General features: G+C 69.5%; 21 protein-coding genes and 2 pseudogenes. 12 read left to right on the top strand and 11 right to left on the bottom strand.

Annotation, left to right across the window (positions count from 1 at the left end; genetic code table 11):
* The first annotated feature begins 133 nt into the window (after positions 1 to 133).
* The 4 genes from ABZS97_RS14435 to ABZS97_RS14450 all read left to right on the top strand — a co-directional run bounded on the left by ABZS97_RS14435 (position 134) and on the right by ABZS97_RS14450 (position 4,626).
* Complete coding sequence (locus tag ABZS97_RS14435) at positions 134 to 1,120, top strand: permease (protein ID WP_356137452.1); 987 nt, start codon at positions 134 to 136, stop codon at positions 1,118 to 1,120.
* A complete protein-coding gene (locus ABZS97_RS14440) occupies positions 1,117 to 1,884 on the top strand; it encodes a TIGR03943 family protein (protein WP_356137388.1) in 768 nt (255 codons plus the stop codon). Before ABZS97_RS14435 ends, ABZS97_RS14440 begins: the two co-directional genes overlap by 4 nt.
* A gap of 160 nt (positions 1,885 to 2,044) precedes the next feature.
* Positions 2,045 to 3,547: a hypothetical protein gene (locus tag ABZS97_RS14445; RefSeq protein ID WP_356137390.1), complete on the top strand. Its 1,503-nt coding sequence runs from the start codon at positions 2,045 to 2,047 to the stop codon at positions 3,545 to 3,547.
* A gap of 473 nt (positions 3,548 to 4,020) precedes the next feature.
* Positions 4,021 to 4,626, top strand: coding sequence for an antibiotic biosynthesis monooxygenase (locus ABZS97_RS14450; RefSeq protein WP_356137392.1), 606 nt, complete (start codon positions 4,021 to 4,023; stop codon positions 4,624 to 4,626).
* 346 nt (positions 4,627 to 4,972) lie between these two features.
* Here ABZS97_RS14450 and ABZS97_RS14455 read toward each other — a convergent pair whose 3' ends face one another.
* Positions 4,973 to 5,428 carry a helix-turn-helix domain-containing protein gene (locus tag ABZS97_RS14455; protein ID WP_356137454.1) on the bottom strand — a complete coding sequence of 152 codons (456 nt, stop codon included), beginning with the start codon at positions 5,426 to 5,428 and terminating at the stop codon, positions 4,973 to 4,975.
* A gap of 102 nt (positions 5,429 to 5,530) precedes the next feature.
* Positions 5,531 to 5,887, bottom strand: a pseudogene (locus ABZS97_RS14460) (helix-turn-helix domain-containing protein); the annotation flags it as partial.
* A 67-nt stretch (positions 5,888 to 5,954) separates the two neighbouring features.
* Here ABZS97_RS14460 and ABZS97_RS14465 point away from each other — a divergent pair.
* Genes ABZS97_RS14465 through ABZS97_RS14475 form a run of 3 tightly spaced genes read left to right on the top strand, consistent with a single transcriptional unit; the run spans position 5,955 to position 8,437 of the window.
* Complete coding sequence (locus tag ABZS97_RS14465) at positions 5,955 to 6,620, top strand: DUF4097 family beta strand repeat-containing protein (RefSeq protein ID WP_356137394.1); 666 nt, start codon at positions 5,955 to 5,957, stop codon at positions 6,618 to 6,620.
* A 30-nt stretch (positions 6,621 to 6,650) separates the two neighbouring features.
* Positions 6,651 to 7,622 (top strand): ATP-binding cassette domain-containing protein, encoded by a 972-nt coding sequence (locus ABZS97_RS14470; RefSeq protein ID WP_356137396.1) that lies wholly within the window; start codon positions 6,651 to 6,653, stop codon positions 7,620 to 7,622.
* Positions 7,619 to 8,437, top strand: a complete 819-nt coding sequence (locus ABZS97_RS14475) for an ABC transporter permease (RefSeq protein WP_356137398.1) — start codon at positions 7,619 to 7,621, stop codon at positions 8,435 to 8,437. The genes ABZS97_RS14470 and ABZS97_RS14475 overlap by 4 nt, the downstream gene beginning before the upstream one ends.
* Positions 8,438 to 8,451: 14 nt before the next feature.
* Here the strand turns inward: ABZS97_RS14475 and ABZS97_RS14480 are convergent, their stop codons facing one another.
* The 3 genes from ABZS97_RS14480 to ABZS97_RS14490 form a co-directional block, all read right to left on the bottom strand.
* Complete coding sequence (locus ABZS97_RS14480; protein WP_356137400.1) at positions 8,452 to 8,658, bottom strand: hypothetical protein; 207 nt, start codon at positions 8,656 to 8,658, stop codon at positions 8,452 to 8,454.
* A gap of 24 nt (positions 8,659 to 8,682) precedes the next feature.
* A complete protein-coding gene (locus ABZS97_RS14485; protein ID WP_356137402.1) occupies positions 8,683 to 9,390 on the bottom strand; it encodes a hypothetical protein in 708 nt (235 codons plus the stop codon).
* Between the two features lie 99 nt (positions 9,391 to 9,489).
* Complete coding sequence (locus ABZS97_RS14490) at positions 9,490 to 10,635, bottom strand: extracellular solute-binding protein (protein ID WP_356137404.1); 1,146 nt, start codon at positions 10,633 to 10,635, stop codon at positions 9,490 to 9,492.
* Positions 10,636 to 10,875: 240 nt separating this feature from the next.
* Between ABZS97_RS14490 and ABZS97_RS14495 the strand changes: the two genes are divergently transcribed.
* From ABZS97_RS14495 to helR, 4 genes and pseudogenes are all read left to right on the top strand, one after another.
* Entirely contained in the window at positions 10,876 to 11,079 is a 204-nt protein-coding gene (locus ABZS97_RS14495) for a hypothetical protein (protein ID WP_356137406.1), read from the top strand.
* Positions 11,076 to 11,270 carry a hypothetical protein gene (locus tag ABZS97_RS14500; RefSeq protein ID WP_356137408.1) on the top strand — a complete coding sequence of 65 codons (195 nt, stop codon included), beginning with the start codon at positions 11,076 to 11,078 and terminating at the stop codon, positions 11,268 to 11,270. Before ABZS97_RS14495 ends, ABZS97_RS14500 begins: the two co-directional genes overlap by 4 nt.
* A 190-nt stretch (positions 11,271 to 11,460) precedes the next feature.
* Positions 11,461 to 11,589 (top strand): annotated as a pseudogene (locus ABZS97_RS14505) (glycosyltransferase); the annotation flags it as partial.
* Positions 11,590 to 11,761: 172 nt separating this feature from the next.
* Positions 11,762 to 13,915, top strand: coding sequence for an RNA polymerase recycling motor ATPase HelR (gene helR, locus ABZS97_RS14510; protein WP_356137410.1), 2,154 nt, complete (start codon positions 11,762 to 11,764; stop codon positions 13,913 to 13,915).
* Positions 13,916 to 14,000: 85 nt separating this feature from the next.
* On the opposite strand, the gene ABZS97_RS14515 is transcribed toward helR, so the two are convergent.
* Positions 14,001 to 14,846: a helix-turn-helix transcriptional regulator gene (locus tag ABZS97_RS14515; RefSeq protein WP_356137412.1), complete on the bottom strand. Its 846-nt coding sequence runs from the start codon at positions 14,844 to 14,846 to the stop codon at positions 14,001 to 14,003.
* Positions 14,847 to 14,947: 101 nt separating this feature from the next.
* Here ABZS97_RS14515 and ABZS97_RS14520 point away from each other — a divergent pair, with 101 nt between their 5' ends.
* Positions 14,948 to 15,655 (top strand): SDR family NAD(P)-dependent oxidoreductase, encoded by a 708-nt coding sequence (locus ABZS97_RS14520; RefSeq protein WP_356137414.1) that lies wholly within the window; start codon positions 14,948 to 14,950, stop codon positions 15,653 to 15,655.
* An 85-nt stretch (positions 15,656 to 15,740) separates the two neighbouring features.
* Here the strand turns inward: ABZS97_RS14520 and ABZS97_RS14525 are convergent, their stop codons facing one another.
* From ABZS97_RS14525 to ABZS97_RS14545, 5 genes are all read right to left on the bottom strand, one after another.
* Positions 15,741 to 17,492, bottom strand: coding sequence for an RICIN domain-containing protein (locus ABZS97_RS14525; protein ID WP_356137456.1), 1,752 nt, complete (start codon positions 17,490 to 17,492; stop codon positions 15,741 to 15,743).
* 148 nt (positions 17,493 to 17,640) lie between these two features.
* Positions 17,641 to 19,818, bottom strand: coding sequence for a beta-galactosidase (locus ABZS97_RS14530; protein WP_356137416.1), 2,178 nt, complete (start codon positions 19,816 to 19,818; stop codon positions 17,641 to 17,643).
* A gap of 26 nt (positions 19,819 to 19,844) precedes the next feature.
* Positions 19,845 to 20,780: a carbohydrate ABC transporter permease gene (locus ABZS97_RS14535; RefSeq protein WP_356137418.1), complete on the bottom strand. Its 936-nt coding sequence runs from the start codon at positions 20,778 to 20,780 to the stop codon at positions 19,845 to 19,847.
* Positions 20,777 to 21,694 carry a sugar ABC transporter permease gene (locus ABZS97_RS14540; protein WP_356137420.1) on the bottom strand — a complete coding sequence of 306 codons (918 nt, stop codon included), beginning with the start codon at positions 21,692 to 21,694 and terminating at the stop codon, positions 20,777 to 20,779. The genes ABZS97_RS14535 and ABZS97_RS14540 overlap by 4 nt, the downstream gene beginning before the upstream one ends.
* Position 21,695: 1 nt before the next feature.
* Positions 21,696 to 23,081 (bottom strand): sugar ABC transporter substrate-binding protein, encoded by a 1,386-nt coding sequence (locus ABZS97_RS14545; protein ID WP_356137422.1) that lies wholly within the window; start codon positions 23,079 to 23,081, stop codon positions 21,696 to 21,698.
* Positions 23,082 to 23,123: the final 42 nt, after the last annotated feature.

Genomic DNA, 23,123 nt, shown 5'->3' on the forward strand with positions numbered 1-23,123 from the left:
CGTGACGACGGCGAAGCGATGGGGGCAGTGAGGGGCGGGGCTCGGCGCCCGCTATGTTCAGTCCGATCATCCGACATGTGGAGCTGGTGTGCAGGAGACAGACGAGCGGGCCGAGGAGGCGGAGTCGGCCGTCGTGGCCCGGACGGGGCTCGACAACGACCCCCTGCCCGGCTGGTTCTGGCCGCTGCTGTTGCTGGGAGCGGCCACCGTTCCCGGTGCGGCGTTCTACGTCGTCGGCCGGTGGGGGGACGATCCCGCCATGCAGGCCTGGCGGACCGTCTGTCTCGCCGTCACCGTGCAGGCGCTGCCCTTCCTGCTGCTCGGAACGGCTCTGTCCGGCGCGATCAACGCGTTCGTGCCGACGCGGGTGTTCAGCCGGGTGCTGCCGCGGCGGCCCGTGTTCGCCGTGCCGGTCGCGGGCATCGCCGGGGTCGTCCTGCCCGGCTGCGAATGCGCGTCCGTGCCGGTGGCCAAGAGCCTGATCGGCCGGGGTGTCCCACCGGCCGCCGCCTTCGCGTTCCTGCTGTCCGCGCCCGCCGTCAACCCGGTCGTGCTGACCGCCACGGCCATTGCCTTCCCCGGCAGCCCTGTCATGGTGCCGGCCCGGCTGCTCGCCTCGCTCGCCACTTCGTTCGCCATGGGCTGGTTGTGGCTGTTGCTGGGCCGTGAACAGTGGCTCCGGCCGGTTGTACGGCACACCGGACACCGGCCGGGACAAAGCCGCTGGAAGGAGTTCCGGCGCGGTTTCCAGCACGACTTCCTGCACGCGGGCGGCTTCCTGGTGCTCGGCGCCATGGCGGCGGCCACCTTCAACGTGACGGTCCCGCGGTCCGTGCTGGAGGTGTTCTCCGGCTCGCCCTGGCTGTCGGTGCTGTTCCTGGCCGCGCTCGCCATCCTGCTCGCGGTGTGCTCCGAGGCCGACGCCTTCCTCGCGGCCTCGCTCACCGGCTTCTCGCCGCTTGCGCGGCTGGCGTTCATGGTGGTCGGGCCGATGGTCGACCTGAAGCTGATCGCGCTTCAGGCGGGCACCTTCGGCCGGGCCTTCGCGGTGCGCTTCTCCGCTGCCACGGCGGTCGTCGCCGTCCTGTGCAGCGCGCTGATCGGAGGAGTGCTGCTGTGAAACGACCCTTCCAGGTGATTCTGCTCGTCCTCGGCGGCCTCGGCCTGCTGCACGCCTCGCTCTTCACCGACCTGTGCCTCAGATACGTCAAGGAAGGCATGCGTCCGATGCTGATCGCATCGGGTGTGCTGCTGCTCGTGCTGGGAGTGGCGGAGGCGTGGTCGCACCGGGGCCCGCAAACGGGCGACGAACCCGCCGAACACGAGGAGGGCGAGGGCCACGGCGGTGACGGAGACAGTCACGGTCACGACCACTCCACCCCGCCGCGCGTCGCGTGGCTGCTCTTCCTCCCCGCGCTGAGTCTGCTCTTCTACGCCCCGCCGGCCCTGGGCGCGTACACCGCCTCCCGTCAGGCCCCCAAGGTCGTCGCGGAGCGGGAACACTTCGATCCGCTGCCCGCGACCTCGCCCCTTCCGATCACCCTCACCGATTTCACCAGCCGCGTGCAGCAGGACCGCGAGCAGGCCATCAAGGGTCGGAGCGTCCGGATGACCGGCTTCGTCACACCCGACAAGCGGGGCGGCTGGTACCTGACCAGGATCATCCTGAACTGCTGCGCCGCGGACGCCCAGTCCGTGACGGTACGGATCTACGGGGCTGGGGTGCTGCCAGCCGACACCTGGGTGTCCGTCACGGGAACCTGGCACCCCGGCGGGACTCTGGGCACGAAGTCCGCCCCGGTCGCGCTCGACGCCCGTACCGTCAAGAAGGTCGCCCGGCCGACCAACGGATACACCGACGCCCTTCCGCTCACCGCCTCCTGACGGCCGCTCCGCGAGCCGTTCGGCTTCCCTCGCCGAGCTGTGAGTTCTGATGCTTTGGGATAGTTTGTCGATGTTTTCTCGACTCCCGGTGTCAGTCCTACGCGCTGTAGGGCTTTGAACCTGTTTCGAGCCCTGCGGCGCGTAGGGCTAAGGGGTGACGATGGGCAACGGCTCGCACGCCACTCTCGTGGACGCCCGCCGACACGAATCCTCGAAGTCCGCCAGAATCTCGTGGCACGTACGGGGTGAGCTGTGGCTCGTGGTGCTCGCGTGCGCGTTCGTGCTGCTCCAACTCCTCCTCGTACGACCGGGGATGGGGCTGGGCTGGGACGAGACGGTGTACGTCAGCCAGGTCAGCCCGCACGCGCCGGCGGCGTTCTTCAGCGCGCCGCGGGCCCGGGGCACCTCACTGCTGGCCGCGCCGGTCGCCTCATGGTCGTCGTCCACACCGCTGCTGCGCACCTATCTCGCCCTGCTGTCCGGCCTCGGCCTCTTCCTGGCCCTGCGCGCCTGGCGGGGACTGCTCCCGGTCCGGGTGCGGGTGTCGGCCGGCGCCCTGTTCGCCACGCTGTGGGTGACGCTCTTCTACGGGCCGCAGGCGATGCCCAACTACTGGGTGGCGGTCGGCGCCCTGGCCGGTACGGGGTACTTCCTGCGCGCCCATGCGGACCCTTCCGACCGCAAAGCGCTGTGGGGCGTGGGGGCGAGTGCGGCGCTGATGGCGTGGATGCGACCGACCGACGCGGTCTGGGCGATCCTGCCGCTGCTCGTCCTGGTTGTGGGGGTACGGCGATGGCGGCGCCCGCAGCTGTTGGCGGCACTGCTGGTGGGGCTGGTGGCCGGGGCGGGGGAGTGGGTGATCGAGGCGTACGTCAGCTACGGCGGCCTCGGGCAGCGGCTGTCCGACGGCTCAGCCATCCAGGGCGGGCTGGGCTGGAACATCGCTGTCGCCGATCAGATGCGCAGCCTCGGCGGGCGCGCCCTGTGCCGCCCGTGTGCCGGGGCCATGCCGAGCCTGGCGGAGATGGCGTGGTGGTTCGTACTTCCCCTGCTGGCCGCCCTCGGACTTCTCCTCGCGGTCCGCACCCGGCGCACCGCGACCGCGCTGCTGCCCCTGGCCTGCGCCGCGACCGCCGCCTTCCCCTATCTGTTCCTGATCGGATACGCCGCGCCGCGCTTCCTGCTGCCCGCGTACGCGCTGTTGGCGGTGCCCGCCGCCGACGTCCTCGTCCGATGGGTCACCGCACCGGGCCGGGCCCGGCGGACGGTGGCCGTCACCCTGGTGGCGCTCGGCGTGGGCGGGCATCTGACGATTCAGTACGCGGTGCTGAATGGGGCCGTGCACCACACCACCGCCGCGCATCGTGACTGGGCCCGCACCGCCGCCGAACTCCACCGGCTCGGCGTACGGCCGCCGTGCCGCCTCACCGGTCACGAAGCCATCCCGATCGCCTTCTACGCCGGCTGCGCCTCAGCCCAGACCGAGGGCCACAACACCAGCACCACACCGGCCGACATGCTGCGGACCGCACGGCACATCCCGGTGGCAGCCCTCGCCACGGAGAACGGCGAGCCGCCCGCGTACGCCAGACGATGGCCCTCCCACCCGTTCGGCGGCCTGCGCATCCTTCTGGGCCCGGCTGTGCGGGAAAGCGGCCTCTGAGTCGGAAGACGCGGCCTCCGTCGGCAGCCGGGCCCGCGGAGGGGCAGCAGGTGGAGTTGGTCCGGGTGAGCCGGCCGAGACGCCACGGCAGGGTGCGAAGTCAAACGGCGGTCGAAGATCAAAACGGAACCGACAGACCAGCGTCGCGCAGCCGGGCCAGAGCGATGGACATGCACCGTTGGACGGTCCTGCCGTTGGCTCGCACCAACCGGCAAGTTCAGAGCAGCCCGGACGCCCTTTCGCCCTGAAGGTGAAACCTCGCTTCCTGCCCCCGCTCCGCAGGAGTCCGAGGTTCCTGGTGATGGTGGCCCGTGTCTCCGCTGGTGTGGCAGGCAGGGTCCGGCTGGCCGGCTCGTGGCTGTCGCCCGAACGGTCCGTCCACGTTGCTCCCGCCCATGCGGGGGCCTCGGATGGAACGTGCAAGTAAGAGGTCGCCACCCCGACGAGCGCCGCCCGACGACAGGAGTGCACCCGTGTACGTTCGTACCGTCTACGCCACCGGCGATCCCGCCAAGATCGACGAGTCTCTTGACGCGCTCCGTGTCGAGGCCCCGAAGTTGCTGGCCGACCAGCCCGGCTACCGTGGTTACTCGCTGTTCGCCGATCGTGAGATCGGCAAGATCATGATGGGCTCCTGGTGGGAGAGCGAGCAGGCGCAGCGAAACAGCGACGATCACCTCAAGGAGCGACGCGCGGCCCTGCTGGCGCCGTTTGCGCACACCGTGACGGTCGACAGCTGGGAGGCGGTGGTATTCACCCCTTCGCTGCAGGTCCAGGCCGGCGCGGGCTTCCGACTGAGCCGGTTCGATGTCGACCCGTCCGACGTCGACCTGCTCGTCCAGACGTTCAAGAACACCGTCCTGCCCAAGGTCCAGGCCATCGCAGGGTTCGAGGGCATGGCGCTGCTCATCGACCCAGCCAAGGGCCGGGGCAGTGTGGGCGCGTTCTTCACCGATCGGGCCGCGCTGGTGGCTTCCCGAGGTGCGCAGTCAGCGGCCCGTGGGGAAGCGACCGCGAAGGCGAGGGTGACCATGCGCAGCATCGAGGAGTTCGAAGTGGTTCTGGTCGAGCGCGTGTAGGCATCGGGTCCGGGTAGGAGCGGGCCAGGGAACCGGTGTGGGCGATTTCGCTGGCCCGCTTTCTGTCCGTGGTCCGCACACTCGCCCCCCACTTCGCTGGGCGCCTCACGGATGCCGTACCGGCGCATCGCTCCGTCCAGCGTCACCGCCGTCTGGGTGTGGGCCGCTGCCGAAGCCGGTGTCGGCTACGCCGCCGCGACCTCGGTTCAGCGGATCCTCACCTTCGGCGGCCCGGCCATAGCCGTGGTCGCCCTGATGGCCATCGGGGCGACCTCCTGCGGCGTCGCTCCGCGCGCCGCGCACGTGATCGCCACGGACGTGAGCGGCGACGGCAACCCGCTGTGCTCTATCCGCGATCCGAACCTTGCTCGGCAGCGCCGTCCGAGGTTGCCCCGGGACTCGTATAAAGGACCTCGCGCGCCTGTTCCGAGGCGCGGATCATGCTCTCGCCGACGAAGTCGACGAAGCGTGCGATGCCTTCGAGGCGGGCGGCGGCCGGGGTGTCGGGGCCGAGGAGGCTGACGCCCTGCCGTGCGGTCTCGGCGAGCTGGGCGTGGGACCGGGCGGCGGTGATCATTCCCTGGTACCAGACGTCGTCGTCGACGAGGTAGCGCTCGCGGCGGCGTTCGTCGCGTTCCCGGCGGATGAGGCCCTGGCCTTCGAGGAGCGTGACCGCTTTGGAGATGGACGCCGGGCTGACCTGGAGGTGCTGGACGAGTTCGGTCGCGGTGAGGCTGCCCGCGTCGGTGGTGTAGAGGGATACCAGCACCCGGGACGTCATCTTGGGCAGGCCCGACTGCATGAGGAGAGTCGTGAACGTCTCCTCGTACTCGCGTACGGCCTCGGCGTCACGCCCGTTGGCCTGCGGGGGCGTCTCCGGCCCTCGGGGCGCGGCCTGCCTGCGCCGGTGGGCGCGGCGTTCGGTGGCGCGGTGGGCCAGGTCGGAACGGTAGGCGGCGGGGCCGCCGTTCCGCATCACCTCACGCGTGATCGTCGAGGTGGGGCGGTCGAGACGTCTCGCGATCTCCGCGTAGGCGAGGTCGTCCGCCAGGCCCAGCGCGATCTGCTGGCGTTCCTGCTGGGTGAGTCTGCCTCCCGGCATCGAGGTCTCCCTTCGTGCTTCCTTGATGCCCTCAGCATAGCGTTCATCTTCAACCCAATGCAACGAGCAATGCCTAGGTCGTTGCATTAAAGATAAAACCGTTGCAACGATATTGTGGCTCCTAGCTGGGATGATGTGGTTCTCGCGCAACGAGCACATTGCTGAATATGTGAACGCAACGTAGCTTTTGCGGAGTCAGAAACAACGACGAGCGCAGGAGAACACGATGCAGAAGTTCGACACCCCCGCCCCGATCGCCGCCGTCCTCGACATCCCCGCGGGACTCATCCGGTTCATCGCCGCCGACCGGGCCGACACCACGGTCGAGGTCCGGCCCGTGGAGGCCTCCAAGAGCCGCGATGTGAAGGCGGCGGAGGAGATCGAGGTCGCCTACGCCGACGGCGTCCTGCGGATCGCGCTCCCGGCGGCGAAGAACCAGTTCTTCGGCCCCTCCGGCGCCGTCGAGGTGACCGTCCAACTGCCCGCCGGCTCCCGCGTCGAGGCGAAGGCGGCCGGTACCGAGCTCCGCGGCGTCGGCCGTCTGGGCGACGTCACTTTCGAAGGCGCCTACCGCCAGATCAAGATCGACGAAGCCGTGAGCGTCCGCCTCACCGCCGTCGACGGCGACGTCGAGATCGGCCGACTGGGCGGCTCCTCGGAGATCAGCACCGCACGGGGCGACATCCGCATCGCCGAAGCCGTGTGCGGCACGGTCGAACTGCGCACCCAGTCCGGCGACATCTCGGTCGGCGCCGCCCGCGGAGTCTCCGCCTCCCTGGACGCCGGCACCGGCCACGGCCGCATCAGCAACGCCCTCAAGAACGACGGCACCGCCGAACTCGACATCCGCGCCACCACCTCACACGGCGACATCACCGCCCGCAGCCTGTAGATCCGCAGCCATCACTAGGGGGCACCTCACATGACCGACCTGGCCATCGCGGCGAACGGGCTGCGCAAGTCCTACGGCGACAAACTCGTGCTCGACGGAATCGACCTGGCCGTCCCCGAAGGAACGGTCTTCGCCCTGCTCGGGCCGAACGGCGCCGGCAAGACCACCGCCGTCAAGATCCTCTCCACCCTCGTCTCCGCCGACCCGGGCACCGGCGACATCCGCATCGGCGGCCACGACCTGGCCGCCGACCCCCAGGCGGTGCGCGCCGCGATCGGCGTCACCGGCCAGTTCTCCGCCGTCGACGGTCTGATCACCGGCGAGGAGAACATGCTCCTCATGGCGGACCTGCACCACCTCCCCCGCGGTGAGGGCCGGCGCGCCGCCGCCGAACTGCTGGAGCGCTTCGACCTGGTGGAGGCGGCGAAGAAGCCCGCCTCCACCTACTCCGGCGGCATGAAGCGCCGCCTGGACATCGCCATGACGCTGGTGGGCAACCCGCGGATCATCTTCCTCGACGAGCCGACCACCGGCCTCGACCCGCGAGCCCGCCACAACATGTGGCAGATCATCCGCGAGCTCGTCACCGACGGCGTCACCGTCTTCCTCACCACCCAGTACCTGGAGGAGGCCGACGAACTCGCCGACCGCATCGCCGTGCTCAACGACGGCAGGATCGCCGCTCAGGGCACCGCCGAGGAACTGAAGAGGCTCATCCCGGGCGGACACGTGCGGCTGCGCTTCACCGACCCGGCCGCGTACCGGTCCGCCGCCTCCGCCCTGCGCGGGGTCACGCGCGACGACGAGGCCTTCACCCTCCAACTCCCCAGCGACGGCAGCCAGCGCGAGCTGCGCGCCGTCCTCGACCGGCTGGACGCCGCCGACATCGAGGCGGACGAGCTGACCGTGCACACCCCCGACCTCGACGACGTGTTCTTCGCCCTGACCGGCGGCGCCGACGGGCCCACCCGGAACAACCAGCCCAAGGAGACCGTCCGATGAGCACCCCACTGGCCCCCGCCCGCCCGTCCCGGCCGGCCCTCGCCGTCCGCGACTCCTCCACGATGCTGCGCCGCAACCTCCTGCACGCACGGCGCTACCCGTCGCTGACCCTGAACCTGCTGCTCACGCCGATCATGCTGCTGCTGCTCTTCGTCTACATCTTCGGCGACACGATGAGCGCGGGCATCGGCGGCGGCGATGCGGACCGTTCCGCGTACATCGCCTATCTCGTCCCGGGCCTGTTGCTGATGACCATCGGCAGCACCACGATCGGGACCGCGGTGTCCGTCTCCAACGACATGACCGAGGGCATCATCGCCCGCTTCCGCACCATGGCCATTCACCGTGGCTCCGTGCTCGTCGGACATGTCATCGGCAGCGTGCTGCAGTCGGTCATCAGCGTGGCCCTGGTCGGCGCCGTCGCCGTGGCCATCGGTTTCCGCTCCACGAACGCCACCGTCCTGGAGTGGGTCGCAGCGTTCGGGCTGCTTGTGCTGTTCGCCATGGCGCTCACCTGGATCGCCGTCGGGATGGGCCTGATCAGCCCGAACGCCGAGGCCGCCGGCAACAACGCAATGCCGCTGATCTTCCTGCCGCTCATCTCCAGCACCTTCGTCCCCATCGACGCGATGCCGGGCTGGTTCCAGCCGATCGCCGAGTACCAGCCGTTCACACCCGCCATCGAGACCCTGCGCGGGCTGCTGCTCGGCAGCGAGATCGGCCACAACGGATGGCTCGCCATCGCCTGGTGCGTGGGGCTCGCGGTGCTCGGCTACTTCTGGTCGACCTCGAAGTTCAACCACGACCCGAAGTAACCGCGAGGGGAGTCCTACACCTTGTCATCGCGTTCCAGAATCAGGCTGATCGAGCCCTCTTCGAGGTTGATGCCGGCCTCAAGGTGTTCGTGGTAGCCGTCCCGGAGTTCGGGATCGGCGAGAGCGACAAGCCGCTCGGCCAGGTCCCGCAGACCGGCCGCGTTGGCCGCGACAGTGATCTCGGTGGCAGAGCCGTACACCTTGACCCGGGGTTCATCCATGCGGTCACGCTACAGCGGGAGTTCTCAGCTCCGGTCAGGGGTCTTGATCGGGACACAGGGGAATTCGTCGGTGTCCACCTCGACTTCCTTCGTGGGGCCGCACAGCTCGAACGACGTGGCCTTCTCCGTGTCCGAAATGCTGAACCCGACCACGCCGACCTTGGTGGCGCCCTGCTCGACGTCGCTTCCGAGGAAGGATTCGCTCCAGCTGTAGTTCTGCCAGTCGCTGCCCGCGTCCTCCCGGACATCGTCGAGGTCGGCGAGCGCGCTGCTGGGATAAGCGTCGCCGAAGCAGTAGCCGCTCTCGCCGAAATCGCAGGGCTGCTCCGTCGACTTGTACTTCAGCCGAAGATATTTGAGTTTGACGTCCTGCACCCCGCGGTCGGGAAGTTCTCCGGTCACGGCGACATAGACAGCGACGAAATGCTTCCCGGCTTCGGCCGAGGAACCTGCCAATTCGGGTGTCCAACGGGTGTCCACAGGCTTCACCCGCACGCCGAGAAGCATTCCCGGTTCGGTCGTCGCGAAGTCCTTGCCCGGGAAGTCGGCGAAGTTGCCGTACTGGGGCTGGGAGTCGGTCGATGCGGACTCCGCGGTGGTGGGCGGCGCGTCGCCCTTGGCGTCGTCGCCGCCACCCGAACATCCCGCGACCAGAACAAGTGCCCCCACGGCAAGCGCGGCCGGCATACGAGTCGACATGTGATCCCCCTCGGACCAGAAACCGAGCCGCATCTTAGCGAGCGGGATCCAACGAGGTTCGGTGTCAAATGGCGCGGATTCAGTGAAGATTCCCCGGTGACGATTCCTCAGTGAAGATTTGAACGAGGAATTCTAGGCTCCCGGATGCAGTCCGAGCGAGCCGGGGGTGGGATCGCCCCTGACCTCGCCGAAGTAAAGGGCGAAGGTCTGCTTCCAGCGTTCCACCGCGGCGCGGTCGGCCATGAATCGGGGGAAGCCGTCCACGTGGGCGTCGGGGTATTCCCAGAGCTGCTTCAGACCGGCCGGGGGAGTGATGTCGGTGCGCACCGACCAGCCGTTGAAGGAGTTCTTCTGGGACTCGACGGACAGCTGCCAGTTGAGGAACAGCTTGGCGGCCGTGGGGTTCTTGGCCTGCTTGAGGATGGCAGTGCGCTGACCCCAGCCCATGAAGGGATGTCCGTCGGCGATCACGAACCTTGCGGGGGACGACGAGGAGGGAACCGCCGAGCCCGCGGTACCGATACCGATCGCCTTCTGCCCGGCGAAGACGGCATCGCCCGGGGAGTTGCTGCCCCGCGCGAACCGCACGTCCTGGGCGGCGAGTTCGGCCACCCAGTCCCAGCCGTACTGCTGGGCGTACAGCGCGTAGAGGTAGAGGACCGCGTCGTCGTCGTGCGGGTACGACGAGGCGATCCTGCCCTTCCACTTCGGGTCGACCAGGTCGAGCGGATTGCGCGGCGCGTCCGAGCCCACGGCCGCCGTGCCGTACAGGAAGCCGAAGGCGATCGCGCGGGTGGCCACCCATGCGCCCTGCGGGTCCTTGAACGCGTCGTACACATGGGAGAACCCGGCCGGCTTGTAGTGCAGCAGCCGGCCCTGCTGATTCCAGCGGACGAAGTCCTGCAGTGTCTGCAGCTGTACGACATCGGGGACGAGGGTGCCGGTGGCGAACTGGTTGTCGACGCGGACGTCGTGGTACTTGCTGTAGTCGACGATCAGCGTCAGGTCCATGTCCGGGAAGCGGGCCTTGAAGGCCGCCTTGGTGCCATCCTGCTGGGTCGGCGTGTCGCCGCCGGCGTAGACGACGAGCTTCCCGCCCTCCGCGAGGGCGGCCCGGTACAGCTCGTCGAGTGTCCGCGACTCCTCGGATCGGACCGAGCGCCGGGACGCGGCGGGAGAGGCCGAGGCCGGGACGGCTGAGGCGCCGAGCGCACCGGCGCCGAGGGCGGCACCGGCACCGACGGTGAGGACACGTCGTCTGCTGGGAAACGTGGGCATGCCGAGGAGACCTCTCTCATGGGGGGTGTGCAACGCCCGGCACAACAGGGCAACGGGCGATGAGCTGAGGCCATTGTGCTGAGCCCGAGCCCGGCTTCGCGTCGTCCGTTCGGCGCGACGGGCCCTCCCGGAGGTGGAAGCCGTGTTCAACCGTTCGGTTGAACGGCCCTGCCGTGTCTGCGGTGTTCGGCTACGCGGGGAGGGGCGCGGAGGCCGGGCGCGGCACCGGCCCGGGAGCGAGTGAGCCTCGTCGGCTCAGTCGCGGCAGCGGGGTTCGGCATCACCGCCGGCAACGCCTGCGGCGGCAACGACGGCGCCGCGGCCCTCGTCGTCGCAAGCGACACCGCGGCGGCCACCGCGGGCCTGCTCCCGCCGGCCACCGTACGGTCCTGGGCGTCCGTCGGCGTCGACCCGCGGAGACCGGGCTCGCGCCGGTCAGGGTGATCCCCAAGGCATTGGCCCGCGCGGGCCTTTCGACCGCCGACGTCGACCTGTACGAGATCAACGAGGCGCTCGCCTCGGTGGCCGTAGCCGCCGTCCGCCTCCTCGACCTCGACCCGGACCGGGTCAACGTGGCATCGATGTGGCCCGGCGGCGGGATGGGATCGGCGATGGTGGTCGAGGTGCCCCGGTAGAAGCGCCCCCAAGGGACCACCGCGGACGACCACTGCAGGTGACTCTGCAGGAGAAATAGCAAAGGCAAGGAGGTCACGCGCTCCTTGCCACTCTTAACTTATAGCGCACCAGGGGGCTTGCGGCAAGGCCCCGGTGATGCCGCAGAATCGCCCCTCGTAGCTGGAGTCTGCGGAAAAACGGGGCTGAGAAATGCGTGTGTTGTTGTCGGCGTACGGGTCGCGCGGGGACGTCGAACCGCTGGTGGGACCCGCGATGCGATTGCGGGAAGTCGGCGCGGAGGTGCGGGTGTGCGTCCCGCCGGACGAGGAGTTCGCGAAGCTGTCGGCCCCGAAGCCGCTGCTCGATGTGGCCGGCCGAGAAAGGCCGCCCGTGTCCGCCTGAGGCAGGCGGGAACGTCGAGCCAGAACCCGTCGAGCGAGTTCGTCACGCACGTCCGGAAGCCTTGCCGCGCGCAAGGGCCGCAAGCGGCCCTCAGATCGGAGCCATTGAAGTGAACCCCCTGACCACCAGCGCGTTCGACCTTCCCGACCGCCTTTCCGCCAAAGCCGACCCGACGCTCGTCGCCGGCGACGAGCAGCACTTCGCTGCCATCGCGGAGTGCCTCAAGCAGGCCATCGCCGAACTGTCCGACCGCCTCGACGACCTGCGCAAGGCGCCCGGCGGCATCGGCCAGGAGGCGATGGACCGGGACATCGAGGTCCACCGGCTGACCGCCCGACTGCGCACCCTGCGCCGCTTCGGCCTGGACCTGTGCCTCGGACACATGGTGAGCGCGGACCACCCCGAGCCCGTGTACGTCGGACGGCTCGGCCTCACCGACAGCGAGGGGCGTCGGCTGCTGGTCGACTGGCGCTCCCCGGCGGCCGAGCCGTTCTTCGGAGCGACCCACGCCAACCCGATGGGCCTGGCAAGCCGGCGCCGCTACCGCTGGACGAACGGCCTGATCAGCGACTACTGGGACGAGGTGTTCACCTCGGACGGGTTCGCCGGGCACGCCGCGCTCGACGACCAGTCCGCCTTCATCGCCAGCCTGGGCAGTGACCGCTCGCCCCGGATGCGGGACGTGCTCGGCACCATCCAGGCCGACCAGGACGCCATCATCCGCGCGGGATCCCGCGGCGCTCTCGTCGTCGACGGCGGTCCGGGCACCGGCAAGACCGTCGTCGCCCTGCACCGCTCCGCCTACCTCCTCCACTCCGACCCTCGCCTCGGTCACCGCCGCGGCGGCGTGCTCTTCGTCGGACCGCACCGGCCCTACCTCGCCTACGTCGCCGACGTCCTGCCCAGCCTCGGCGAGGAGGGCGTGCAGACCTGCACCCTTCGAGACCTCGTCACCGAGGGGGCCGCAGCAGCGATCGAGGCCGATGAGGACGTGGCTTTCCTGAAGTCCTCCGCGGACATGGTCAAGGCGATCGAGACCGCTGTCAGGTTCTACGAGGAGCCGCCCACCAAGGGGTTGACGGTCTCGACGCCGTGGTCCGACCTCCGGCTGAGCGCCGACGACTGGGCCGTGGCGTTCGAGGCGGCGGAAGGTACTGCGCACAACGAGGCGCGCGATCAGATCCTGGAGGAGCTGGTCACGCTGCTGGTGGACAAGTACGACGGGGACACCTCGCCCGACCTGGTCAGCAAGGCGCTGCGGCAGAGCAGGGAGCTGCGCACGGTCCTCAACCGCGCGTGGCCGCTGATCGACGCGGCCGACCTCGTCGGGGACCTGTGGTCGGTCCCCGCCTACCTGCGCAAATGCGCTCCCTGGCTCAGCCGCGACGACGTACACAAGTTGCAGCGCGAGGACACCCAGGCCTGGACGGTGTCCGACCTGCCGCTCCTGGACGCGGCACGGCAGCGGCTCGGCGACCCGGAGTCGGCACGACGCAAGCGCCGGCACGAGGCCGCCGTCGCCGCCGAACGCGAGCGCATGGCCAGGGTCGTCGATGATCTGATCGCGGTCGCCGACGACGAGTACGGGACAGGTCTGGTGACGATGCTGCGCGGCGAGGACTTCCACGACGTCCTGGTCGACGAGAGTGCCATGCCCGGCGCCGACCCGGACCTGCTGGCCGGCCCGTTCGCGCACATCGTCGTGGACGAGGCCCAGGAACTGACCGACGCGGAATGGCAGATGCTGCTGCTCCGCTGCCCGTCCCGGAGCTTCACCATCGTCGGGGACCGCGCGCAGGCCAGGCACGGGTTCACGGAGTCGTGGCAGGAACGGCTCGAACGGGTCGGGCTCGACCGGATCAACCTGGCTTCCTTGAACGTCAACTACCGGACGCCGGAAGAAATCATGGCGGAGGCCGAGCCGGTCATCCGGGCCGCACTCCCGGACGCCAACGTGCCGACCTCCATCCGCAGCAACGACATCCCCGTCGTCCACGGACCTGCTGCGGACCTCAGCCCCGTCCTCGACACCTGGCTCGCCGCACATGCCGAGGGGATCGCCTGTGTCATCGGCGATCCCACCTTCCGGCCGACGACCTCCCGCGTCCGGTCGCTGACCCCTCAGCTGTCCAAGGGGCTCGAGTTCGACCTGGTCGTCCTCATCGACCCGGAGAGGTTCGGCGAGGGCATCGAAGGAGCGGTGGACCGCTACGTCGCGATGACCCGAGCGACCCGACAACTCGTCATCCTCACCACTTCGTGAGGTCGGCGATCTGTCGTTGCGCGGCGCTCAGCGTCGGCGGATGCCCGATTCTCGCCCGGCTGGACGAGATGAAGGAGAGGCTCCGCTAGCGTTCCCCGGCCAGGCTCTGGGTGCCGAGCACGGAGATCAGCGCCAGCTTCTCGGCCGCCTCGGTGCCCGGTTCGGCCGAGTAGACCAGGATGTGCAGGTCGTTGCCCTCCACCCGGAGCAGGTCGCAGTCGAGCGTCAGCAGGCCCACCTGCGGATGCTCGATCGACTTGCGGGAGGCCTCCAGCCTGCCGACGACACCCTCGTCCCACAGCTCGGCGAAGCGCTCGCTCCGGGTGCGCAACTCCGCGATCATGCGGTGCAGTTGCCGGTCGGCGGGATAGCGGGCGGCGGTCGAGCGCAGCTCGGCGACCATGCCGACCTCGAAGGCCCGGTGTTCCTCCGGTGTGTGCCGGACCCGGGTGGGCCGACCGGTGAAGTTCCGCCACACACCGTTGAGTTCGAAGCCCCGCAGGCCGGACGGATCACCCATCAACGCCGCGTACATCGGGTTCACCACCAGCAGCGTCATCGCCGCGTCGGAGACCCCCACAGGCGTGTCCACCAGCCGGTCCAGCAGCCGCTGCACACTGGGCGTGAGGTACCCGGGCACCACATCGGGACCCGGCGACACCAGCTCCGCCAGCCCGTACAGATATCTCCGCTCGTCCCCCGACAACCGCAGCGCCCGGGACAGCGCCTCGACGACCTGCCCGGACGGGTTGGACGCCCGGCCCTGTTCGAGGCGTGTGACGTAGTCGACCGAGATCCCGGCCAGCAGAGCCAGCTCCTCGCGCCGCAGCCCCGCCGCGCGCCGGTGTCCGCCGGCCGGCAGACCGGCCGAGTCGGGGGAGACCCGGTCGCGCCAGCGCCGCAGCGCCTGTCCGAGTTCCGTCGCCGTCATGCCCCCAGTGAACACCGTCGGACGGGGATGTGCCTGGTACCCGCAGTCCCAGGAAGAAGGGTCTTCTGGCTGTCCGCGCAGCGGCGCCGGAGGCTGGACGCATGACGACAACACTCATCACCGGAGCGAACAAGGGTCTTGGCTTCGAGACCGCCCGTCGACTCGTAGCAGCAGGTCACACCGTGTACGTGGGGGCTCGCGACGCCGAGCGCGGACGACGGGCCGCCGAACAGCTCGGCGCCAGGTTCCTCCACCTCGACGTCACCGACGACGCCTCCGTCGAGGCCGCCGCCAAGGCTGTCGAGGCCGGCGGCGGCCTGGACGTGCTGATCAACAACGCCGGGATCGAGACGAGGGGCGAGGGCAACAGCGTGCCCACCGCCGCGACCGTGACCGCCGCCCAGATGCGCAACACCTTCGAGACGAACGTCTTCGGCGTCGTCCGTGTCACCCACGCCTTCCTGCCGCTGCTGGAGCGATCGGCGACCCCGGTCGTGGTCAACGTCAGCAGCGGCCTGGCCTCGCTGACCCACCTCTCCGATCCGGACCACCCCGCGCACTTCTACCCGGGCGTCGCCTACCCGGCCTCGAAGACGACGGTCAACATGCTCACCGTGCAGTACGCGAAGGCCTTCCCGAGCATGCGGATCAACGCCGTCGAGCCCGGCTTCACGAAGACGGACCTCAACGGGAACACCGGCGTCCAGACCGTCGAGGAGGGGGCCGAGATCATCGTCCGCATGGCGCAGGTGGGTCCCGACGGGCCCACCGGAGGCTACTTCGACGCCAAGGGCGCACTGCCCTGGTGAGCCACAGCTGAACGAGCCGTGGCGCCGCGCCCCCCATTTCCGTCTTCGTAGCCCTGCAACAGGGCAGATCATGCGGGCCCGGAACCTACCGAACGAGCTCCCAGTCCTGCGAGCCGTCCGCGACCGCGTTCTGCAGGGTGAGGGGCGCGCCGGCGGAAGCGCCCGTCAGGTACAGGCTCGTGTTCTTGACGGCCTGCAGCCGGTAGAACCCGTCGCCGGCCTTGACGAGGTTCCAGCTGCCGGTGTCGCTGTTGTCGACCCACTGGCCGATCCTCTGGCCGGCCGTCGCGTTCCCGGTCCAGATGGCCGCGGCACGGCCGCCCGACTTGTTCAGGAGGGTCTTTCCGCCGTTGGGCTCGGTCACGACGTGCCAGTACTGGGTGTCCGGGTTCGCCGCCGAACCGGGGCTCTCCAGCACGACGTCGGGCACGTCCGCGTTGCCGATGTTCGCGTCGTTGGTGTGGTTCCCGGTGCCGATCACCTGGCCGGTCCTGCGGTTCACCAACTGGTAGTAGGTGCCGTTCGAACGGCCGAGATCAACCTCGGCGTAAGCGAGCGTCGAGGTGCCCTGGTTGTTGAGTACGGCGATGCGGCCGGTGCCCATGACGTACTGCAGGTTGCGGCTGTAGCCGGCCGGCGAGGTCGTCTGGTACTCCTTCCACGCGCCGTCACTGCGTCCGCTGTCGTTGACCCAGACGTTGCCGCTGCCGGCCGCGTTGTAGACCAGGCGCCCGTCGGGAAGCCCGATGACGACCGGGCTGCCGCCCGTGGCGAGCGGGTGGGAGCCGGTGGCAACCGGCAGCGAGGTGACGCTCTCCCCGGTGGGGGAGCCGCGGTAGAACTCCAACGGGCTGTCGGCGACGCGGTATCTGACGTTGGCTCCGCCGCCCCAGTACTCGTAGGTGAGCAGCCACTTGCCGTCCGTCGTCCGCACGACGTTCGTCATGCCCGGCCGTCCGCCGCCGATCTCCGTCCTGCCGCCGCCCATGTCCTCGGTCAGGCCCGCGATGTCGACGACGGGAGAGCTCCACCCCGCACTGCGGCCGTCCCATGTCCGGTGAACGAGGATCTGGCCGAGCGAGTCCTTGGCGGTGTCGTTCGCGGGGTCCGGTGTCGGGACGCCGGTGGCCGGATCGAAGCCGGCGTAGTCGTTCTCGTCCGAGTAGTAGCAGACGAGCCGGCCCTTGTAGACCATCAGATAGGGCTCCCAGAGGGGGTCCACCTGCTTGTTCGTGTTCGCGGCGGCGATGTTCTGGCCGGTCGCGCCCGCGCTGCCGCCCTGCCAGCCGCCCGTCGCGACGACGTTGACCACCTTCCACGTCGTGCCTTCGTCGGTGCTGGAGTACAGGGCGATCGCCAGGTCGCTGCGGTCTCCGTCGTTGGACGGCGTCCAGTTCGGGTCGGCTGCCTTGTGCTCCTTGTAGTAGTGGTCGTCACCCGACACGACACTCGCGAGAAGCAGCGTGCCCCGCTTCAGGGCTCCGACGTCCTGCGGAAGCGTGTACAGGTAGGGGTTGGTCCAGTTGCTCGTGTACTTCGCGTACTTGGGGTCGCGGGAGAGATACGCCGGGGCCTTGACCTCGGACAGCGGCTGCCACGTCGTGCCGCGGTCGTCGCTCTTGTAGACCGGGAGAGTCTGCCGGTCGGCGCTTCCCGTTGCCGACACGACTGTGGACTTCTCGAACGACGCGACCAGCCGGCCGCTCGGCAGCTGCGCCGACTTCGGGTAGATCGCGCAGTTCCCCCGGCCCTTGAGACAGGGCTCGTTCCCGAGTTGGTAGAGGATCCCGCCCGTCGGGTCGTATGCCTGCGCACTGGCCATGGGTACGGCCAGCATCGCCGATGCCGCGACGAACGTTCCCAGCGCCTTTCCCAGGGTTCTCTTCTGCACAGCCTCTCCTTTGAGGTTGGTGGTTGAAGGGTTGACGGTTGGTCGCCGTGATGCCTGGCCGACCGGGTGAAGGAGTGATGTCGTTGGGCCCGCCCTAAGCCGCCGGGTTGTCCGCGGCGGTGCTGACGTCCGCACCGGCGAACACCCGCACGTCCCATGGGCCGAGCTCCAGCGCGGCGCCCGCGGGAACGAGGGAACCGCCGTCCAGGACGTCGGTCAGACGCACCGGAGCGGGGATGCGCGTCGGCTCCCAGCTCCAGTTGTGGATCACGTGGACCCGGCGGCCCTCGGGCGAGGTCCCGGTGGTCGCGGTGACGGTTTCCGGCAGGTCGCGCCAGCCGCTGTTCGCCAAGGGGGCGAGCCACTCGGCCAGCGCCCGCGCCAGGCCCCGGCCCGGTACCGTCCCGACGCACGTGATGCGGCCCGCACCGTGGCCGCGGGTGGTGACGGCGGGCCAACGGCCGAAGTGCGGGTGGTCGTACGCGGCGAGCACCTCGGCGTCCAGGACGGTCAGGCCGTCGGCCCAGTGCGTGGCGGTCGCACCCTCGGGCAGGTCGAGCGGACCGCCGGGGGTGGCGTTGACCGGGAGGTCGCGTACCAGATTGCTGAACTCGTCGTACGTGACGCCCGCGGCCTCGGCCAGGCGTCCGGGCGCCGTTTCGAGCCGCGCCCTGGCCTCCTGGTCGGCGTACGCGGTGCGCGGGCCGAGCACCAGGTGGCCGCCCGCGTGGGCGTAGGCGGCGAGCCAGTCGACCGTCGCGTCGTCGGCGACGTACAGGGCCGGTGCCACCAGGACCGGGTGGCGTCGTACGGCTTCCTCGGGTGTCATCCCCGCCTGCTCGCCGCTCGGGTCGTGCAACTGCCGTGCGTGGACGATGCGGACCTGGCATCCCGCGTCGAAGGCGCCCCGGTAGAAGGGGTCGAAGATGCGGTGGTAGGCGGCGGGGTCCGGATCGCCGTCGGCGGTCGCCAGAGGCGGATACTTCTGCATCAGCCACTTGCTCGGCGTCGAGTAGACCATCGTGATGTCGGCGTCCGGTTCCAGGCCGGCGACCAGCGGTCCGGCGGTCTCGAACTCGGCGCCCAGGCGCGCCAGTTCGGCATACGTACGGCCGGGCCGGCCGCTGTGCGGCAGGACGCCGCCCCAGTAGGTCTCCGCGCCGAAGCGCAATGTCTGCCACTGCCAGTACTCGATCATCCGCGCGCCGCGCGCCACGTGCGCCCAGGCGGTCTGGCGCCATTGGCCGTCGTAGCCGGGGCGGTTGTCCCAGGGGAAGCCGATGGAGCTCGCGTTGGTCTCGGTGACGAGGAACGGCGCCTGGCGGGAGGAGAACATCCAGTCCGCCGTCTGGTACATGGACCAGACACCGGTGGTCTTCCAGATCTGCTCGTGGTGCTCGGGTGTCGGGTCGGGGAGCAGCAGGCCGTCCTGCATGTCGTAGTACGGGTTGCCCGACGCGATGTCGAGGCGGGCGGACAGCTCGTCGTCCGCCACGCCCTGGCGGGTGTAGGAGATGCACGTGGTGACGAAGTGCTCGGGGTGGGCGTACTCGCGCACGAGGTCGGCCTGCCAGCCGATGAACTCCGTGACCTGGCGGGCCTGGAACTCCCGCCAGGCGACGTCGTACTGGGGCTGGTTGTTGCCGTCCGGGGTCCACAGGTCGGCCCAGGTGGACAGGCGGTGCGACCAGTAGACCAGGCCCCACTCGCGGTTGAGGGTCTCGACGTCGCCGTACTTCGCGCGCAGGTGGTCGACGAAGCGCTGGAAGACTCCGTGGTTGTGGAACAGGTGCAGGCCCGGTTCGTTGTCCACCTGCCAGCCGATGACCGCCGGGTGGTCGGCGTACCGGGCGACGACCTTGCGGATCACCCGCTCGGCATGGAAGCGGAAGGCGGGGTGGGTGAAGTCGGCCTCCTGCCGGCCGCCCCAGCCGATGCGCTGCCCGGTTGCCTGCTCCCCGGCGATCTCCGGGTACTGGCGGGCCAGCCACGACGGCACGGCGTACGTGGGTGTGCCGAGGATGACGGAGATGCCGCGCTCGTGGGCGCCGTCCAGGACGGGCTGCAGCCAGTCGAGGTCGAAGCGGCCGTTCTCCGGTTCCCAGGTCGACCAGACCGACTCGCCGACCCGGATCACGTTGAAGTGGGCCTCGGCCATCAGGTCGAGGTCGGTCTTCAGCCGTTCGTCGGGGCGCAGTTCGGGGTCGTAGGCGGGCGTGTACTCGTGGTAGTACGCGGCCCCGAAAAGGACGTGGGCGGGCAGATCCGCCATGAAGACAACCTCCGGTGAAGAGTGGGTCACTGCTTGACGCTTCCGGTGGCCAGACCGCTCTGCCAGTAGCGCTGCAGCAGCAGGAAGGCCACGACGAGGGGGACGATGGAGATCAGGGACCCGGTCACCACGAGCGCGAGCAGGTCGCTGCTGGCTCCGGCCCCGCCGTTCTGCGCCTGGGCGGCCCAGGACGACAGGCCGACCGTGATGGGGTACAGCTTCGGGTCGTTGAGCATGATCAGCGGCAGGAAGTAGTTGTTCCAGGTCGCCACGAGCGTGAACAGCACGACGGTGACCAGACCGGGTGCCAGCAGCCTGAGGACGATCCGGAAGAAGATCCGGGCCTCGCCGGCCCCGTCGATCCGGGCGGCTTCGAGGACGCTGTCGGGGACGGCGTCCTGCGCGTAGACGCGCATGAGGTACAGGCCGAAGGGGTTGACCAGCGACGGCAGGATGACCGCCCAGGGGGTGTTGACCAGGCCCGCCTTCGCGAACAGCAGGTAGGTCGGGATCGCCAGGGCGGTGGCGGGGACCATGACGGCGCCGAGGACCAGGCTGAAGGCGGCGCGGTCCCCGCGGAAGCGGAACTTGGCGAACCCGTACCCGCCGGAGGCGGCGAGCAGAGCGGCGCCGACTGCGCTGACCACGGCGTACATCACCGTGTTGAGCAGCCAGTGGACGAAGACGCCGTCGTCCTGGGTGAACGTCGCCCTGACGTTGGTCAGCAGCTGAGGGGTGTGCGAGAACCACAGGCCGAAGCTGTTGAAGAGGTCCTGGGTGCTCTTGGTGGAGGCGATCAGCAGCCAGAACAGCGGCAGCAGGAAGTAGGCCAGGACGGCCAGCATGGCGATCGTGAGCGGGGTGCTGCGGCGACGGGCCGACGGCTTGCGCCGCGCGCGATGTGCGGTGGGAGCCCGGGACGGCGCCGGGGCGGCGGTGGCCGGCGGCGATGTGGTCGTCACGGCGTCCTCCTGCGGTTGGCGGTCAGCAGCACGGCGTAGGAGGCGATGACGATGACCAGGCCGAGGAGGAAGGAGACCGTGGCCGCGTAGTTGAGCTGCTGGCCGGTGAAGGCGAGGGAGTAGGCGTACAGGTTGGCGGTGTAGGAGCTGCTGATGACGTCCGGCGCGATCTTCATCAGCAGGTTCGGCTCGTTGAAGAGCTGGAAGCTGCCGATCACGGAGAACAGGACGGTCAGCAGCAGGGCGGGCTTGAGCGCGGGAAGCTTGATCGACCAGGCGATGCGCCAGGCACCCGCGCCGTCCATCGCGGCGGCCTCGTACAGGTCCTGGGGGATGGTCCGCAGGGCCGCGTACAGAATGATCATGTTGTAGCCGACGAACTCCCAGGTCACGATGTTCGCGAGGCTGCCCAGCATCCAGCCGTCGCTGAGGAAGTGCGGGGCGGGCAGGTCCAGATTGCGGCTGAGCTGCGCGAAGGGACCGAAGTCGGGGCCGTACAGGTAGCCCCACATGAGCGCGGCGACCACACTCGGGACGGCGTACGGCACGAAGATGCCCAGCCGGATCACACGGGCCAGCCTCAGCAGACCGCTGTCCAGCGCGAGGGCGAACAGCAGGGCCAGCAGCAGCATCAGCGGGACCTGGAGCACGAAGAACTCCGCGACCCGCAGGACACCGTCGTGCAGGAGGGGGTCCTTGACGGCCTTGACGTAGTTGTCCAGGCCGACGAACACCGTTCCGCCGATGAGGCGTTGCTGGAAGAGGCTGAGGTAGGCGGCGTAGCCGAGGGGCGCGAGGAAGAGCAGGGCGAAGAGGACCAGGAACGGTGCGACGAACAGGGGTCCTGCCGAGCGGTGGCCCGGCGGCCCGGCTCGCCGCCTCGGGCGCTTGGCAGGTGCCGTGGTGGTGGCCATGTCAGGCTCCCTTGACCGTGAAGCCCTGGTTCTTGGCGTACGTGGTGATCCGCGACTGCCATGTGCCGAGCGCGGTGACGGTGTCGGACCTGCCGGCGAGGGACTTGCCGACCGTCTCGGTCCAGTCGGTGGCGACCTGGTCGAGGAACGGGGGCCACTGGAAGTCGGGGGAGACCGTGTCGCTGATGCCGGCGAACACCTGGTTGACCTTCTGGCCGCCGTAGAAGGCGGGCGCGTCGCCGGCGAAGTCCGCGTCGGCCAGCATGCTCTTGGTCGCGGGGAAGAAGAACTGCTTGGTGGCGAACAGCTTTGCGCTGGCGGGGTCGCTGTTGAGGAACTGCGCGAACATCGCCGCCGCGACAGCGTTCTTGGTGTTCTTGAGGACGGCTGTGGTCGAGCCGCCCCAGTTGCCCGAGACCGGCTTGGCGGCGTCCCACTGCGGCAGCGGCGCGGCACGCCACTTGCCCGCGGTGGACTTCGCCGAACCGGACAGGAAGGCCGGGCCCCAGGCCGCCGTGAGCCAGGTGGCGTACTTGCCCTTGTTGAACCCGGAGTACCAGCCCTCGGTGAAGTCCGGGTCGGTGCTGATGACCCCTTCCTTCGCCAGGCCGCCCCAGAACTTCCCGAGCTTCCGGGAGATCGCGTCGTCGACACTGATGGACAGGGTGCTCTTGCCGGAGGTCGTGTACGGCTTGGCGCCCGCCTGCCACAACAGGCCGTGCCAGGCCGCCGGTTCGTTCGCCGACAGGTTGGTCAGATACACGTCCGGGTCGGCCTTGTGGAGCTTGCGGGCCGCGGCGGCGAACTCGTCCCAGGTGCCCGGCACCTGGATGCCGTGCTTGTCGAAGATGTCCTTGCGGTACAGCATGCCCATCGGGCCGGTGTCCTGCGGGATCGCCCAGACCTCGCCGCCCGGACCGCTGACCTGGCCCCAGGTCCAGTCGACGAACTTGTCCTTGAGCGCGGAGGCGCCGTACGGGCTCAGGTCGAGAAGGCTGCCCGTGATCGTGAACGTCGGCACCGCCTGGTACTCGATCTGCGCCAGGTCCGGGGCGCCGGTGCCGGCCTTGAGGGCGGTACGCAGCTTCGTGTAGTGCGCCACGCCCTGACCGGCGTTGACGACCTTGACCTTGATCGCCGGGTACTTCTTCTCGAAGAGTGCGACCTCCGCGGCGATGTTCGGAACCCATGTCCAGAACGTCAGCTCGGTCGGCGTCTTCATCGCCTTGTCGATGTCGGCCTGACTGACCGGCTTGGCCGAGGTGGTGCTGCCGGTGTCGTCCCCGCCGCCGCACGCGGACAGGGCGGCGCCGAGGGACACCGCCCCGGTGGCGGTGAGGAACAGACGGCGGCTCATGGCGGACGGGTGGGTGAAGGATCTGGGCATGGTGAACTCCGGCCGATGGCGAAGGGAACGGCGCACCTGGCG

Origin of the sequence: Streptomyces sp. NPDC005485 (assembly GCF_040606085.1) — a bacterium.
In the GTDB taxonomy this organism is placed as follows: Bacteria; Actinomycetota; Actinomycetes; order Streptomycetales; family Streptomycetaceae; genus Streptomyces.

Coding starts and splice junctions, on each gene's coding strand:
- ABZS97_RS14540 (WP_356137420.1), bottom strand. CDS start 21,694: ATGGCCACCACCACGGCACCTGCCAAGCGCCCGAGGCGGCGAGCCGGG.
- ABZS97_RS14475 (WP_356137398.1), top strand. CDS start 7,619: ATGAGCACCCCACTGGCCCCCGCCCGCCCGTCCCGGCCGGCCCTCGCC.
- ABZS97_RS14490 (WP_356137404.1), bottom strand. CDS start 10,635: ATGCCCACGTTTCCCAGCAGACGACGTGTCCTCACCGTCGGTGCCGGT.
- ABZS97_RS14530 (WP_356137416.1), bottom strand. CDS start 19,818: ATGGCGGATCTGCCCGCCCACGTCCTTTTCGGGGCCGCGTACTACCAC.
- ABZS97_RS14445 (WP_356137390.1), top strand. CDS start 2,045: ATGGGCAACGGCTCGCACGCCACTCTCGTGGACGCCCGCCGACACGAA.
- ABZS97_RS14465 (WP_356137394.1), top strand. CDS start 5,955: ATGCAGAAGTTCGACACCCCCGCCCCGATCGCCGCCGTCCTCGACATC.
- ABZS97_RS14485 (WP_356137402.1), bottom strand. CDS start 9,390: ATGCGGCTCGGTTTCTGGTCCGAGGGGGATCACATGTCGACTCGTATG.
- ABZS97_RS14470 (WP_356137396.1), top strand. CDS start 6,651: ATGACCGACCTGGCCATCGCGGCGAACGGGCTGCGCAAGTCCTACGGC.
- ABZS97_RS14525 (WP_356137456.1), bottom strand. CDS start 17,492: ATGCTGGCCGTACCCATGGCCAGTGCGCAGGCATACGACCCGACGGGC.
- ABZS97_RS14480 (WP_356137400.1), bottom strand. CDS start 8,658: ATGGATGAACCCCGGGTCAAGGTGTACGGCTCTGCCACCGAGATCACT.
- ABZS97_RS14545 (WP_356137422.1), bottom strand. CDS start 23,081: ATGCCCAGATCCTTCACCCACCCGTCCGCCATGAGCCGCCGTCTGTTC.
- ABZS97_RS14520 (WP_356137414.1), top strand. CDS start 14,948: ATGACGACAACACTCATCACCGGAGCGAACAAGGGTCTTGGCTTCGAG.
- ABZS97_RS14455 (WP_356137454.1), bottom strand. CDS start 5,428: ATGCAGTCGGGCCTGCCCAAGATGACGTCCCGGGTGCTGGTATCCCTC.
- ABZS97_RS14515 (WP_356137412.1), bottom strand. CDS start 14,846: ATGACGGCGACGGAACTCGGACAGGCGCTGCGGCGCTGGCGCGACCGG.